The 14,423-nt window shown below is 70.7% G+C and carries 15 protein-coding genes; 6 read left to right on the top strand and 9 right to left on the bottom strand.

The features are described 5' to 3' along the window. Positions 1-165: 165 nt before the first annotated feature. The 3 genes from FZP69_RS20865 to FZP69_RS22790 all read right to left on the bottom strand — a co-directional run bounded on the left by FZP69_RS20865 (position 166) and on the right by FZP69_RS22790 (position 2,702). Complete coding sequence (locus FZP69_RS20865) at positions 166-1,602, bottom strand: hypothetical protein (protein WP_152043272.1); 1,437 nt, start codon at positions 1,600-1,602, stop codon at positions 166-168. A 181-nt stretch (positions 1,603-1,783) separates the two neighbouring features. Continuing rightward, positions 1,784-2,497, bottom strand: a complete 714-nt coding sequence (locus FZP69_RS20860) for a hypothetical protein (RefSeq protein ID WP_152043271.1) — start codon at positions 2,495-2,497, stop codon at positions 1,784-1,786. A gap of 52 nt (positions 2,498-2,549) precedes the next feature. Then, complete coding sequence (locus tag FZP69_RS22790) at positions 2,550-2,702, bottom strand: DUF7837 family putative zinc-binding protein (RefSeq protein WP_192918677.1); 153 nt, start codon at positions 2,700-2,702, stop codon at positions 2,550-2,552. A 306-nt stretch (positions 2,703-3,008) separates the two neighbouring features. Here FZP69_RS22790 and FZP69_RS20855 point away from each other — a divergent pair, with 306 nt between their 5' ends. From FZP69_RS20855 to FZP69_RS20845, 3 genes are all read left to right on the top strand, one after another. Then, a complete protein-coding gene (locus tag FZP69_RS20855) occupies positions 3,009-3,476 on the top strand; it encodes a TRAM domain-containing protein (RefSeq protein ID WP_152043270.1) in 468 nt (155 codons plus the stop codon). Positions 3,477-3,545: 69 nt separating this feature from the next. Further along, positions 3,546-4,067: a Tfx family DNA-binding protein gene (locus tag FZP69_RS20850; RefSeq protein ID WP_152043269.1), complete on the top strand. Its 522-nt coding sequence runs from the start codon at positions 3,546-3,548 to the stop codon at positions 4,065-4,067. A gap of 144 nt (positions 4,068-4,211) precedes the next feature. Beyond that, entirely contained in the window at positions 4,212-4,472 is a 261-nt protein-coding gene (locus tag FZP69_RS20845; protein ID WP_152043268.1) for a hypothetical protein, read from the top strand. A 33-nt stretch (positions 4,473-4,505) separates the two neighbouring features. On the opposite strand, the gene FZP69_RS20840 is transcribed toward FZP69_RS20845, so the two are convergent. Both FZP69_RS20840 and FZP69_RS20835 read right to left on the bottom strand, forming a co-directional pair. After that, positions 4,506-5,624, bottom strand: coding sequence for a mannose-1-phosphate guanylyltransferase (locus tag FZP69_RS20840; protein WP_240137736.1), 1,119 nt, complete (start codon positions 5,622-5,624; stop codon positions 4,506-4,508). Beyond that, on the bottom strand, positions 5,618-5,932 hold the full coding sequence (locus FZP69_RS20835) for a DUF7091 family protein (protein ID WP_152043267.1): 315 nt from the start codon (positions 5,930-5,932) through the stop codon (positions 5,618-5,620). Before FZP69_RS20835 ends, FZP69_RS20840 begins: the two co-directional genes overlap by 7 nt. Positions 5,933-6,168: 236 nt before the next feature. Here FZP69_RS20835 and FZP69_RS20830 point away from each other — a divergent pair, with 236 nt between their 5' ends. The 3 genes from FZP69_RS20830 (at position 6,169) to FZP69_RS20820 (ending at position 8,655) form a co-directional block, all read left to right on the top strand. Next, positions 6,169-6,984 (top strand): endonuclease/exonuclease/phosphatase family protein, encoded by an 816-nt coding sequence (locus FZP69_RS20830; protein ID WP_152043266.1) that lies wholly within the window; start codon positions 6,169-6,171, stop codon positions 6,982-6,984. A 123-nt stretch (positions 6,985-7,107) separates the two neighbouring features. Further along, positions 7,108-8,043: a replication factor A gene (locus FZP69_RS20825; protein ID WP_152043265.1), complete on the top strand. Its 936-nt coding sequence runs from the start codon at positions 7,108-7,110 to the stop codon at positions 8,041-8,043. Continuing rightward, positions 8,044-8,655 carry an RPA family protein gene (locus FZP69_RS20820; RefSeq protein ID WP_152043264.1) on the top strand — a complete coding sequence of 204 codons (612 nt, stop codon included), beginning with the start codon at positions 8,044-8,046 and terminating at the stop codon, positions 8,653-8,655. A 58-nt stretch (positions 8,656-8,713) separates the two neighbouring features. Here the strand turns inward: FZP69_RS20820 and hutH are convergent, their stop codons facing one another. The 4 genes from hutH to hutU are packed head-to-tail and all read right to left on the bottom strand — an operon-like array spanning position 8,714 to position 14,313. Next, a complete protein-coding gene (gene hutH, locus FZP69_RS20815; RefSeq protein WP_152043463.1) occupies positions 8,714-10,300 on the bottom strand; it encodes a histidine ammonia-lyase in 1,587 nt (528 codons plus the stop codon). A gap of 1 nt (position 10,301) precedes the next feature. Next, a complete protein-coding gene (gene hutI / locus FZP69_RS20810) occupies positions 10,302-11,534 on the bottom strand; it encodes an imidazolonepropionase (protein WP_152043263.1) in 1,233 nt (410 codons plus the stop codon). Then, positions 11,531-12,523, bottom strand: a complete 993-nt coding sequence (gene hutG, locus FZP69_RS20805) for a formimidoylglutamase (RefSeq protein WP_152043262.1) — start codon at positions 12,521-12,523, stop codon at positions 11,531-11,533. The genes hutI and hutG overlap by 4 nt, the downstream gene beginning before the upstream one ends. Then, a complete protein-coding gene (gene hutU / locus FZP69_RS20800) occupies positions 12,520-14,313 on the bottom strand; it encodes a urocanate hydratase (protein ID WP_152043261.1) in 1,794 nt (597 codons plus the stop codon). Before hutU ends, hutG begins: the two co-directional genes overlap by 4 nt. Positions 14,314-14,423 lie beyond the last annotated feature (110 nt).

Here is a 14,423-nt window from a genome sequence, read left to right as displayed (position 1 = left end):
CCAGGTTTTGCGCGAGTGAGTGGAACGAACGAGCGGAAAAGCTGGGATGGCACGGTGGTGGAACGGACGCCGCTGGCGTAGGGAGCCGCGTTTTGGTCCAGGTTTTGCGCGAGCGAGTGGAACGAGCGAGCGCCGTCACGATCACGATCGCCCGACTGGGTACCCCTAGTGACCGATGTGGGCGGTCTCCGTCCGGTTCGCCGACGCCGTGACGGTCTCGGTCGCCTCGGCGGTCCGGTTCGCCGGCTGCGCCCGGTCGGTCCACGCAGGCTCCCGTACCGTCGTGGCGTCGAACCCGCCGTAGGTCCACTCGAAGCGGAGTCGGTAGGTCCCCTCGATCGTGGCCACCGTGAACTCGATCGTCGCCTCGTGGACCAGGCCGCTCTCGTCCACGAACGCGACGAAACTGTAGTCGTGCACCCGGTCGACGGCGAACGCCGGCGGTCGTCCTTCCCCTTCGAGCCGGTAGCGCGTCGACTCGCCGACGTCGACGCGTTCTGTGACTCGCGTCGTCGGCGTCGCGAGGTAGCGCGTGACGAGCGTCTCGCGGAGCGACCGGGGGTCCGGCCGCACCGACACGTCGGCCACGGTGCCGTCGATCCAGCGGATCGAGGGCTGATCAGTCGTCCGGTCGTCGACGTACCAGTCGGTGCCGTCGAAGTAGACGACCCTGGCGAGCCACCGGTCGTCGGACTGTTCGAGGCTCTCCCGCACCAGGTAGCGGTCGCCCTCGACGGCGATGTCGGTGTCCCGCTGCGTCCAGGGCTCGCCGGGCATGCCCTCGAACGGCCGGTACGTGTCGATCCAGAGCGTGTACGAGCGGTCTCCGATCGCCCGGTCGTGGGCGAGCGCCAGCGCGGTGAGGTTCGTCACGCCCGAGCGGTTCACGCCCGGGACTGACGAGAGCGAGCCCACGTCGGCGCTGCGCGACCCCGCCATCGAGACGCCGTTGTCGGGCGTGGGGGTGCGGCCGTCGGCCCCGTCGAACTCGCCGCCGGTGTCGGGTGGGTCGAGGTCGGCGTCGCCGGCGGCGTCCGGGGTCGACGCCGTGCCGACGGGCGGGCCACCGGTGCCGAACGCCGTGATCCCGCCGCTCGCGAGGACGACGAGCGCCAGGATCGCCGCGACCGTCGACAGACCGACCGGCGACTCGATCTCCCCGACGCGGGCGAGGTGTCGCCGCGTTCGAGCGAGTGTCGACGGACGGAGCGCCGACGGTGCCGCTCCGAGGTGTCGCTCACAGAGCGCCTCCGCGTCCGCCGGATCGACCGCGTACCGGAGCATCCCTCGGAGGTCGGCCGCGACGAGCAGCCGGGCGTCGTGGTCGGCCGCGATCGCCGCCGCGGCGTCGCCCCCACGCGGGGCGACGACGACGTCGACGTCGCGGGTCGGTGCCGCGGGGCCGCGGATGCGACCGCCACACGCGGGAACGATCGTCACCGTGTCGTCGCGCCGCCGGGCGACGACCACGTCGTCCTCGATCCGTGTCTCGAAGCCGCGAGCGGCCCAGAGGTCGGCGACGAACGCGCGACACGCTCCGGTGTCGAGGCGGGCGAGGTGGTGGTCGAGGATCCCGTTCTCGGCCGTCCCGTTCGCTCTCACGGCCGTTCCGTCCTGGCTTCCGGCCGTTCCAGTCTCGTTCCCAGTCGAGACCGAGGGGTCGGTCCGGGTGGGCTGGCGGTGTGGCGTGTCACCGTCGCCGGCACTGTCCGTCTCATTCGTTCTCCCTCATCCGTTCTCGAGATGTATGGGTCGGAGTAGCATAGTCGCTTCCCCGCCCCGGTCAGGCGCGCTCGGGCGCCGTGAGCGCGTAGAAGATCGTCGGCGCGGCCGCGACGCAGAGCCCGACGAGCAGCCACGACTCCGGTGCCGTTCCACGTACGAGCCCGACGAGGACGGCGGCGACGCCCGCGATCGCCCCGCCGGCGACGAACCGTCGACGGGTGCGGACGGTGAGCCGGGCACCCCGTGCCCGTGCGTAGACGGCCCCCGCCAGGAACGACAGCAGCGCGGTCGCGGCGGCGAACACCGTCCCGCCGACGAGCAGCCCGTACGCGAGCACGACCACGGCGACGACCATGGCGACGACGGTCGTCGCAACCGGTGAGAGGGGGTTGACGCGCTCGTCTCGGGTGCCGTAGCGGACGTGGTAGGCAGCCGGTGGGAGGACGACTCCCGTGCCGAGCAACAGCGCGTACGGGAGTTCGGTCGCGACTGCGCCGGGTGCCGCCGCGAGGAGGACGCTCCCGGCGAGGACGACGCCGACGACGACGGCTCCCGCGGAGGTGACCCGTGGCGGGAGGACGGTCGTCGGATCGTCGGAGTGAGTGACGGCGTAGGCGGCGAACGGGTAGAGGATGACCACCGCGGTCAGCAGTGACCGGACGACGTCGCCCGTGAGAACGACGCCGGCGACGAGAAACGACAGCGAGAGGAACGCTCCGGTGACGAGCGCGAACTCGGGGACGTGGCGGCTCGTCCCGGGAGCGTGATCCATGTCGACGCTTGGGATGTCGGGGACAAATGCGTTCCGTCGGCGGTGGCCGCGCTCACTCCGGCCTGATCACCGCTTCACACGACGGGCACTCGGCGAACACTGCCGACTCGCCGTCCGCCCGCTCGTACTCGATGAGTGTCCACCCGACCGGGACGGACCGCCCGCACTCCGGACAGCGGCCGAGTGAGGTGGTATTCGTGTTCATGATCTCCCCGTGAGAGCGTTCGACGGCGACGGGCTCGTGGACGTCTCCTCTCCACTGCGTGATCGTACACTCCCGTCTCGGTACGTTACCCTCTGGTGCTCCCCCGTAGTGGACAAAGACAGTCGGGGTAAATAACGTTTGCTGGGGTGAACGGACTACAGAGGCCACAACACCGGCACGAACGGGTCTTTTTCTCACGGGTGCGACTAGTCGGGACCGTCCCCGGCCTCCGCGACGGAACGCCCGGCGAACGGCGACGAAACCGCGGGCGCAAGCGTTTAGACCGCCGCCCGAGTAGTCCACCTCATGGCCGACTGTCCCCTGGCGGACGAGTGTCCCCGGTTCTCCGAGCGGATCGCCGGGATGGGCTGTCAGTACTACGGCGACAAGGGTGGCGCCGAGTGGTGTGACAGCTACGACATGCCGATCTACGAACTGAAACAACAGCCCGTCAAAGCCGGTGAAGAGGTCGAGATCGAGGTCACCGACATCCACGAGAGCGGCGCGGGCGTCGGCCGCACGGACGACGGCTTCATCGTCCTCGTCGACGGACTCCTGCCGGACTGCCGTGCCGTCGTCCGCATCGACCGGGTGAAGTCGAACCACGCGACCGCGAAGGAGGTCGTCGAGAAACTGCCGTTCGACCCCGACGCCGAGGACGAACCGGGTGCGAGCGAACCCGGCGACGGCGACGCCGACCGGTCCAGCGGCCGCCGTGGCGGGCGCAGTCGACCCGAGGCACTCGGCAGCCGCGACAACTTCTGGGGCAAGTAGCGTCGTCGCGGGATCCGCCACGGCCAGTCGACGCGTTGTCTTTTTCTCGACAGACCAGTTGGTATCAGTATGGACGACACCGACACCTCGAACGGCGACGCCGAGGGCGAGCGTGCCGACGGGGTCGACGTGGACATCGACGCGCTCCTCGATCGGGCTGGGTTCGATCCCGAGACGAACGTCCTGACCCGTCGGCAGGCGGAGGTGCTCTTGCTCCGCGAACGGAACGTCAGGCAGACGACCATCGCCGACCGGATCGGCACGTCGCGGGCGAACGTCTCGAGCATCGAGGCGAGCGCCCGGACCAACGTCGAGAAGGCCCGCGAGACGATCGCGTTCGCCGAGGCGCTGTCGGCCCCGGTCACCGCCGAGGTCGAGGTCGGGACGGACCTGTACGACGTGCCGAAACTCGTCTACGACGCCTGTGACGCGGCGGGCGTGAAGGTGAACTACACCGCGCCGGACCTGATGAAAGCCGTGAGCGACGCGGCCGGCGACGCGGTCCAGGGGCGAGAGGTCCGCGAGCCGATCCTCGTCGGTGTCACGAGCGACGGGAACGTCCAGGTCCGGCGGTCGACGGCCGACGGGTAGTCGCGACCGTGGTCCGGCGGTCGAGTGACCGGTCCGGTGGCTCGGTCTCGTCACGTCTCGCCACGCCGGCCGTCGACACCCCCGAGCCGGATCGGGCCGAGTCGGGCTGCCGGAGTTACGACGCTGGCAGCCCGACCGGGAGTGATGACCGGACTGACCGAGGCCTACGTCACGGCGAAGCTCGTCACCGGCGTCGTGCTCCCGCTCTGTGTCCTCGCCACCGCGCTGGTGTGGGTCGATCCCGGCCTGCTCGTCGGCGCGGCGCTCGCGCTCGCCACGACGTTCGGTGTCGTGTACGCGTACGCCAGATACGTCGAACTGGACGATGACGGTCTCCGTTCGCCGGCAGCGTCGCGGCACCCGACGACCTGGCGTGCCCGACGCGAGGAGGATCCGGACGACTGACGATCCACCGCGGGTGTACGGCTCTCCGTGGCGTCAGAACGCGCCTCGTTCTTTCAGCCGCGCCACCACGTCGCGGACACGCTGGGCCTCGTCCGTGGGGACGACGAGCACGCGGTCGTCCCACGCGACCACGGCGAGGCCGTCGACGCCGACGAGCGAGACGTGCGTCCCGTCCGTGACGACGACGTTCTCGGCGCTGTCGACGAACAGCGCACCCGGATCGTCGCCCTCCCGTCCGTCGCCGCTCAGTTCGTCGTCCGATCGGTCGTCGGCCCCGGTCCGGACCACGTTCCCGTCCGCGTCGGGGTCGAGCACGCGCGCCATCGCGTCCCACGAGCCGAGGTCGTCCCACGCGACGTCGAGCGAGACAACCGCCGCGTCGTCGACGCGCTCCATCACCGCGTAGTCGACGCTCGTCGGCTCGACGGCGTCGAACCCCTCCTCGACTCGACCCTCGTCGAGCGCCTCGATCAGGGGACCCAGCGGGGAGTCGCGGGCGGCCGCGCGGAAGGCCCGCGGCGTCCAGGCGAACGTCCCCGCGTTCCAGCGGTACCCCGCGTCGACGTAGCGTTCGGCGGTCTCGGCGTCGGGCTTCTCGTGGAACGCGGCGAGCTCGAAAAAGTCCCCCCTGTCGGTACCGGGTTCGATGTAGCCGTAGCCCGTGTCCGGCCGCGTCGGGTCGACGCCGAACGCGACGAGCCGACCCGTCTCGCGTGCGACCCGTGCGCCGCGACGCATCGTCGCCGCGAACGCGTCGTCGTCGCCGACGTGGTGGTCGCTCGGCAGCACGACGACGGCGACGTCGTCGCCGTACGCGTCCTCGATCGCGTGCGTCGCGTACGCGAGCGCCGGTCCGGTATCCTTGGCGGCGGGCTCGACGACCACGTCGTCGACCGTGTCGAGGAGGCCGCGGACGTCGGCCTCGTACGTCGAGCGCGTGCTCACCACGACGCGGTCGGCGAAGTCGGCGCGGTCGACCGTGCGCTCGAGGAGCGTCTCGGGCCCGAGGAGCGGGAGGAACTGCTTCGGCCGGGTCGACCGCGAAGCCGGGTAGAGACGAGAGCCGGTGCCGCCGGCGAGCACCAGCGCGACGATCCGTGGTGTCTCGCTCTCGCTCCCGTCGCCGGCCGTGGTCTCCGACGGCGTCACCACGTCTCGACGACCCCCTCGCGCACGTCCTCCGCACAGCCCTCACAGTCGGGGTGGTCGGCCTCGAAACAGGTCGGGCGACCTTCGGCGTCGACGTGGATCGCCCGGCGCTCGGCGTGGCGTCGACAGACGATCCGCGCACGCCCCTCGTCGTCGGTCGGGAGTCCGAACGTCCCCGCGCCGGTGCGTCCCTCGCGGTAGGCACGCTTCGCCTCCGCGTAGCGTCGGCCGGCCCGCCGGAACGTCGTCCGGACGAACCGCTCGAAGCGGTCCCGGTCTCGGTCGCGTCCATCCCGACCGCTGTCGGTCATATCGGTGCGTTGGTGCGGGACGGTTTAGACGTTGGCGGCTCCCACCGCCCGACCGCTCGACGTGTACTTGGCGCGCACAGTCGTACTCACGGTCGCCGAACCCGCGATCGCACGGACAGTCGTCCTCGCTGGCGAGCGAAACAGCCTCGTCGTCCCCGTCGCTCCTGTCACGCTGTCGTCTACTCCGTCCCCGCTCGTAGGAGACGTTTCAAGTGCAGCCACGGTGAGAGGGAGGTATGACGAGCGTTCGGTGTCGGGTCATGACGTTCAACACCCGGTACGACACCGCCACCGACGGGGAACACGCGTGGGAGCACCGCCGGTCGATGGTCGCGAGCGTCGTCCGGTTTCACGAACCGGACGTCGCCGGCTTCCAGGAGCCGCTGGCACACCAGTACGCGTACCTGTCCGAGACGCTCCCCGAGTACGCGTGGGAGGGTTCCGGCCGCGTCGACGGCGAGACGGAGGGTGAACACTGTCCGATTGGCTGGTACACCCCACGAGTCGCCCGTTCCGACCACGGGACCGTCTGGCTCTCCGAGACGCCCGACGTCCCCGGAAGCTCGTATCCGAGCGCCCGGAAACCGCGTCTGGTGACCTGGGCGCGACTCAGCGTCCGGGGGGAAGAGATGCTCGTCTGTAACACCCACTTCGATCACGAGGGCGAGCGGGCGCGACGCCAGAGCGCGCGACAGCTCCGGGAACTGGTCGGCGAGCTCGCCGGGGCGACGGACGGGGAGCCACCCTCGGTCCCGGTCGTCGTGCTCGGCGACTTCAACTGCACGCCCGACTCCGCGCCGTACCGGATCCTCACGGGAGACGCCGAAGACCTCACCGGCCCGGCGCTCACCGACGCCATGTCGATCTCCGAGTATCCACACCACGGACCGACGACGACGTTCGAGCGCTTCGGCCGGGAGCCGGACCGCAAGATCGACCACGTCTTCGTCGCCGGCGACGTCGACGTCCGGCAACACGCCGTGCTCGCCGACCACTGGGACGGCCGACCGCCGTCGGACCACTGTCCGGTGGTCGCCGAACTGGTGCTCTGATCGAGGCGTACGTCGGTGTCGTCCCCCGGTTTTCACTTCCACCGCACTCGGGGAACTTTTTATACCATCGGGCACCAACCGTCGTACGCCTCCCATTGAAAACGAAGCGGAGGCGAGTGAACCATGAGCGATTTGCGTACCCACGCGGAAGAGATAGTATCGCAGTTCTCCGACAACCTCGACCTCTCGGTAGAGGACGTCGAAGAACGGCTCGACAACCTCGTCAACGAGTACCGAGTTCCGGTCGACGAGGCGCGGCGGAGCGTCACGAACAGCTACCTCGACGAGGCAGGCATGGAGCGTGACGACCTCGGTCGTGGTGGCACCGAAGAGGTACAGCTCGGCGACATCGACGCGGACGAACAGTGGGTCGACGTCACGGTCAAGCTCGTCGACCTCTGGGAACCCCGCAGTGACGCCATCTCGCAGGTCGGACTCGTGGGAGACGAGTCCGGGACGAAGAAGTTCGTCGCCTTCACGACCTCCGACCTGCCGCTGCTGGAGGAGGGGAAGTCCTACAAACTCTCCAACGTCGTCACCGACGAGTACCAGGGTAACTTCTCGATCAAGCTCAACCGGACGACGACGATCACCGAACTCGACTCCGACGTCGAGGTCGGCGACGACACCAGCGAGGCCGAGGGCGCGCTGGTCGACATCCAGTCCGGATCCGGGCTGATCAAGCGGTGCCCCGAGGAGGACTGTACTCGAGTGCTGCAGAACGGCCGCTGCTCCGAACACGGCAACGTCGAGGGCGAGTTCGACCTCCGGATCAAGGCCGTGCTCGACGACGGGGCCGACGTCCACGAGGTCATCTTCGGGCGCGAGACGACCGAGCAGCTGACCGGCGTCACGCTCGAGGCGGCCAAACAGCGGGCGATGGACGCGCTCGACACCACCGTGGTGGCCGACGACATGCGCGCCGACGTCCTGGGTCGGTACTTCAGCGTATCGGGCCCGACGTTCGGGCGCTACCTGCTCGTCGACGACTTCGAACAGCTCTCCGCGCCCGCGGCCGCGGATGCGAGTGCCCTGCTGTCCGACGCGAGGTCTACGTAAATGAGCCAGTCACAGTCCATCCCCACCCGCGAAGTCGCCCGGCGCGTCTTCGCGAGCGAGTTCAACGACGCCAGCCACACCTTCACCGAGAGCGACGACGAGCGCGCCCCCGTCTACCTGCTCCTCCCGAGCGGCGAGCGGGCCAACCGCGTCTTCGTCGTCGGCACCCTCACCGAGAAGGAGGACATCGGCGACGACTCGGAGTACTGGCGCGGCCGCATCGTCGACCCGACGGGGACGTTCTTCGTCTACGCCGGGCAGTACCAGCCCGAGGCGACGGCGGCGCTGCGCGACATCGAGGCCCCCTCGTACGTCGCCATCGTCGGCAAGCCACGGACGTACGAACCCGAAGACGGCGACGGCGTCATCGTCAGCGTCCGTCCCGAGTCCATCACCGAGGTCGACGCCGCCACGCGCGACCGCTGGGTGGTCGAGACCGCCCAGCGCACCCTCGAACGCGTCCGCGCGTTCGACGACGAGGGCAACCAGTACGCCCGGATGGCCAAGGAACGGTACGGCTCGTCGGTGGACCGCTACCGCGAGGAGGCGATCGCAGCGCTGGGGAGCCTCGACGAGACGGGCGAACTCGACACCGACGCGCCGCCGGCGTAAACCCCGCTGTCGGAGAGACACCGGGGCCGGTGCCCGACCGCGGTTCGCGTCGACGCCGCTACTCCACCTCGTCGACGGCATCTGCCAGCGCCGTCTCGAGGTCACCGTCGGCGACGAGCGACGCGAGCGCGTCGACGTCACGGTCGCTGGGGCGGTCGCCGTCCAGCGGTTCGACGACCGTTCGGACGGCGTCGTAGACCGCGCCGGTGCCGACGCCGTGGGCGAGCCCCGAGACGAACTCTGCGGCCTGTGCCGCACAGAGGAGTTCGACGGCCACGACGTGTCGGGCGCGGTCGAGCGTCCGTCCCGTCGCGAAGGCGCTCGTCGCGCTCATGCTGACGTGGTCCTCCTGTCCGCCGCTGACGGGGGTCGAGTCCGTGGCGGGCCGCCCCTCGGCGCGACACTCGGCCAGGAGCGCCGCGGCGGTGTACTGGGGGATCATGTAGCCCGACTGGACGCCGCTCTCGCCGGTGAGAAACGGCGGGAGGTGTTCCTCTTGCAGGGAGGGGTTGACCATTCGGTCGATTCGGCGTTCCGAGACCGCGGCGAGATCGGTCAACGCCGCCGTCAGGTAGTCGAGCCGGTGGGCGAGCGGTGCGCCGTGGAAGTTCCCGCCCGAGACGACCGCGGCCGTCTCCGTGCCGGAGGCACGGTCGTCGACGGCCGCCCGGGGGAAGACGAGCGGGTTGTCGGTGACGGCGTTCAGCTCGATCTCGACGGCGTCGCGGAGGTGCGCGACCGCGTCGCGGACCGCGCCGTGGACCTGCGGGAGACACCTGATCGAGTACGCGTCCTGCACCCGGTCGCAGTTGCGGTGCGATTCGACGATCTCCGACCCCTGCGTGAGGCGTTTGACGTTCCGGGCGCTCACGGCCTGCCCCGCGTGGGGGCGCAGGTCGTGGATCGCGGGGTCGCAGGCGGCCGTCGACCCCATCGTCACCTCCGTCGTCAGTGCCCCCGCCGCGTCCGCCGCGGTGAGTAGCCGTCGGGCGTCGTGGACGGCCAGCGCCGCGAGCCCTGTCGTGAGCTGGGTGCCGTTGATGAGTGCGAGCCCCTCCTTGGCCCGGAGCCGCAGGGGTTGCAGACCGGCCCGTCGGAGCGCCTCGTCGCCGGGGACGCGCTCGATCCCGTCGTCGTCGCCGACGCTCGGGACGTCCGCCTCGCCCTCGCCGAGGAGGACGAGCGAGAGGTGAGCCAGCGGCGCGAGGTCGCCGCTCGCGCCGAGGCTCCCGCGGGAGCGGACCACGGGATGGACAGGGTGGTTCACCAGCGCCGTGAGGTGGTCGACCACCGTCTCCCGGACGCCCGAGTACCCCCGGAGGAGGGTGTTGAGCCGGACGACGAGGAGCGTGCGGACCTCCTCGCGGGCGAGTTCGCGCCCCGTCCCGGCCGCGTGGCTCCGGAGGAGGTTCGTCTGGAGTTCGTCGACATCCGCCCGAGGAATGCGGGTGTCGACGAGGTCGCCGAAGCCGGTGTTGACGCCGTACACCGCCTCGTCTGCGTCGAGGACGCTCTCGACGCGCTCACGTCCCGCGCGCACCGCCTCGCGGGCCGCCTCCGCGACCGCGACCGGTCGGTCCTCGCGCGCGACGGCCACCACTTCGTCGACGGTGAGCGACGTGCCGTCGAGGGTCACTGGCTCCATCTCAGGCACGGTGGACCACCTCCCCGTCCTTCACCACGGTCCGGACCCGGTTCACGTCGAAGTCGTACGCGAGGTGGACGTGCGAGGGGGCGTCGACGACCGCGAGGTCCGCGGGCGCGCCCGCTTCGAGCGTCCCGTGACCGGCGTCGAGCCCCGTCGCCGCGGCGGCGTTGGCGGTCGCGGCGACGAGCGCTTCCGCCGGCGTGAGCCGCATCCCGACGCAGGCGAGCGTCACGGCGAACGGCATCGCCCGGGAGAAACAGTTCGGGTTGAAGTCGGTTGCGAGCGCGACCGGCGCGCCCGCATCGAGCATTCCACGCGCGTCGGCGTAGTCGGCTCCGAGCGAGAACGCCGTCCCCGGGAGCACGACCGGGACGACGCCCCTGTCGACGAGCGCCCTGACGTCGTCGTCCGTGGCGTTGAGGAGGTGGTCCGCGCTGGCGGCACCGACTTCAGCGGCGAGCCGTGCCCCGCCCGTGTGGGCGAGTTCCTCGGCGTGCACCTTTGGCGTGAGACCGTGGTCGAGCCCGGCTTCGAGGACGCGGCGGGACTGCTCCGGTGTGAACGCACCCTCGTCACAGAAGACGTCGCAGAACCGCGCGACCCCCTGATCCGCGACGGCCGGGAGCTGGTCGGAGACGACTGCGTCGACGTAGTCGTCGGCGTCCACGTCCTCGGGGACGGCGTGGGCACCCATGAACGTCGGCACCACGTCGACCGCGTGGCGTCGGTCGGCCGCGGCCATCGCCTCGAGCATCCGGAGTTCGGTCTCCGTGTCGAGCCCGTACCCCGACTTCACCTCGACCGTGGTCGTCCCGTGGGCGAGCATCACGTCGAGGTGAGCGAGGAGGTTCTCGGTGAGCCGTTCGACCGAGGTCTCTCGGACCGCCCGTACCGTCCGGAGGATGCCCCCACCGCCCGCGAGGAGTTCCTGGTACGTCGTCCCACGGAGTTTCGCCTCGAACTCGTCGGCGCGGTCGCCCGCGAAGCAGGCGTGGGTGTGGGCGTCGACGAACCCCGGAACGACGGTCCGTCCCCGGGCGTCGATCGCCTCGCGGGCGTTCTCGGGTGGGTACGCTCGCCGGATCTCGTCCGTGGGACCGACCGCGGCGACGCGGCCGTCGACGACGGCGACGCCAGCGTCGGCGACGGTCTCGGCCCCCCGTCCGTCTTCGCTCGGGCCGACGACCACTTCTGTCGCGCCGTGGACTACCGCGTCGAGCGTGGGGGTCATCGGCGAACCCCCGGGTCACCCGCCGCCTCCGCTCGCTCGGCGACACCGGCCTGTCGTCCGGCGAGGACGTGCGCGACGGCCCGCGCGGCGGCGTCGACCGTTCGATTCTCCCTGTCGAGCGGTGGGGCACACTCCACCACCTCGAACCCGGCGAGGCGCTCCTCGCGGGCGAGCAACGAGCACAGGCGGAAGCACTCGCGGGTAGTGATGCCGCCCGGCGTGGGGGCGCTCACGCCCGGCGCGGCCGTCGCGTCCAGCACGTCCACGTCGAGACTGAGGTACACCCGGTCGACGTCGCGCATCGCGGCGAGCGCCCGCTCGGCGACACCGTCGACGTCCCGTCCCACCTCGTCGCTCGTGACGGTCGCGCCCCCACGGCTCTCGACGTACTCGCCGTAGGCTCTCGACGTCTCGAAGTGCCGGGCCCCCACGCAGGCGTAGGCGTCCAGCCCCGCCGCGAACAGCTGGCGGTAGGGCGTCCCGCTGGTCGCGTCCTCGCGCCGCTCGCGCACGTCGAGGTGGGCGTCGAGGTTGACGACGCCGAGCGATCCCTCCTCGAGGAGCGGCAGACAGTTCGCGTACGTGAGCGAGTTGTCGCCGCCGAGGAAGACGGGGAACGCGTCGCCATCGTGGACGCCTCCGGCGACCACGCGGAGGTGGTCTTGCAGGTCGCGGGTCGTCTCGGGGAGTTCGTCGCCGGAGTCGACGGCGAGGTAGGCGTCGCCCGCGTCACCCACGGTGCCCACGCCGTGCCCGCCGAAGTGGTGGGTCTTCACCCCCGCGAGCGCCTGGCGGATGGCGTGGGGTCCCTGTGCCGCTCCCCTGCGACCGATGACGCCCCGGTCGAACGGTTCGCCGACGAGGACGGCGTCGTAGTCGCCTCCCGCCACGCGGGGGTGGTCGACGGGGTCGACGACGTCGCCGAACGTCTCGTCGTTCGGATCGTTCGACGGACTCGTCCACGCCGGGGCACTGGTGAGCCCGCTCATCGATCCTCCTCACCGTCCGCGTCCTGGTTCTGGCGCATCGGGATGTGGACCCCTGACGCGCGGGCCTCGTCGAGTGCCTCGGCGTAGCCGGCGTCGGCGTGGCGAATCACGCCCATCCCGGGATCGGTCGTGAACACCGCGCGTGCCTTCTCCGCGGCGAGGTCGGAGCCGTCGAGGACGACGTGGTTGTTCGCGTGGAGCGAGTTGCCGATGCCGACGCCGCCGCCGTCGTGGACGCTGACGATGTCCGCGCCGGCGGCGCAGTTGAGGAGGGCGTTGAGGATCGGCCAGTCGGCCACGGCGTCGGAGCCGTCGCGCATCGCCTCCGTCTCGCGGTTGGGGGAGGCCACGGAGCCGGCGTCGAGGTGGTCGCGAGTGACGACGATCGGTGCCGAGAGCTCTCCCTCCCGGACGAGGTCGTTCATCGCGAGCGCGAACCGGGCGCGTTCCGTGAGCCCGTCGGGGTCGTCCCCGGCCCCGTAGCCGAGCCAGCACACTCTCGACGGCAGGCCCTGGAACGCCACCCGCTCGTGGGCGAGATCGATCCAGCGGTGTAAGTGCGGCTTGTCGGGGAACAGTTCCGTCACCAGGTCGTCCGTCCGGTGGATGTCGTCGGGGTCGCCCGAGAGCGCGACCCACCTGAACGGCCCCTTCCCCCGACAGAAGAGCGGTCGGATGTACGCCGGGACGAAGCCCGGGAAGTCGAAGGCGCGGTCGAGGTCGCGGTGTTCCCGCACCTGTCCACGGATGTTGTTGCCGTACTCGAAGGCGACCGCTCCTCGCTCCTGGAGCGCGAGGACCGCCTCGACGTGGCGCGCCATCGTGTCGAGCGACGCCTCGACGTACGCGTCAGGGTCCTCTTCTCGGAGGCGGTCCGCCTCCTCGACGGTGTAGCCCGACGGGTAGTACCCCTCCAGTTCGTCGTGGGCGCTCGTCTGGTCCGTCACCACGTCGGGGACGACGTCGCGGGCGAGGAGGCCGTCGAGGAGGTCCGCGGCGTTCATCTCGACCCCGACGGAGTACGGTTCGCCGGCCTCGACCGCGCTCGTAGCGCGCGCGAGCGCCTCGTCGAGGCCGTCGACACGCTCGTCGAGGTAGCGCGTCTCGATCCGGCGGTCGATGCGGGAGCCGTCGACCTCGGCGGCGAGACACACCCCGCCGTTCATCGTCACGGCTAGCGGCTGCGCGCCACCCATCCCGCCGAGTCCGCCCGTCACGACGAGTCGCCCGCGGAGACCTGTCGCGGCGTCTCCGGTGTCGTCCGGGCCACCGAACTCCTGTCTGGCGAGTTCTGCGAGCGTCTCGTACGTCCCCTGGACGATGCCCTGGGTGCCGATGTACGCCCACGATCCGGCGGTCATCTGCCCGTACATGATCAGGCCCTTCGCCTCCAGTTCGTGGAAGTGGTCCCAGTCGTCCCACCTGCCGACGAGGTTGGCGTTGGCGATCAGCACCCTCGGAGCGCGTTCGTGCGTCCGGAACCGCCCGACGGGTTTCCCCGACTGGACGAGGAGCGTCTCGTCGTTCTCGAGCACGCGGAGTTCGGCGAGGATCGCGTCGTAGGCGTCCCACGACCGCGCCGCCCGACCGGTGCCGCCGTAGACGACGAGGTCCTCGGGCCGTTCGGCCACGTCCGGGTCGAGGTTGTTGTTGAGCATGCGGAGCGCCGCTTCCTGACGCCAGCCCCGGCACTCGATGTCGGTGCCGGTCGGTGCCCCCTGGTACCGTCGCCACGCTGCGGAGGGCTCGCCGACGTCGGGGCGTGCGGCCCCCGTCGTGTCGGAGTCCATGCGGCAAAATTTGCGAGCCGGGAGTATAGCCGTGTGGGTCGATGTCGGGAGATCGACACGACGGGGAGGACGACGTCGGGAGCCACGTAGACCACGTTCCCGCGGGATTA

Origin of the sequence: Salinigranum salinum (assembly GCF_009176545.1) — an archaeon.
Classification (GTDB): domain Archaea; phylum Halobacteriota; class Halobacteria; order Halobacteriales; family Haloferacaceae; genus Salinigranum; species Salinigranum salinum.
The sequence above is the reverse complement of the archived record's forward strand: the minus strand, read 5'-3'. Positions and strand labels throughout refer to the sequence as shown.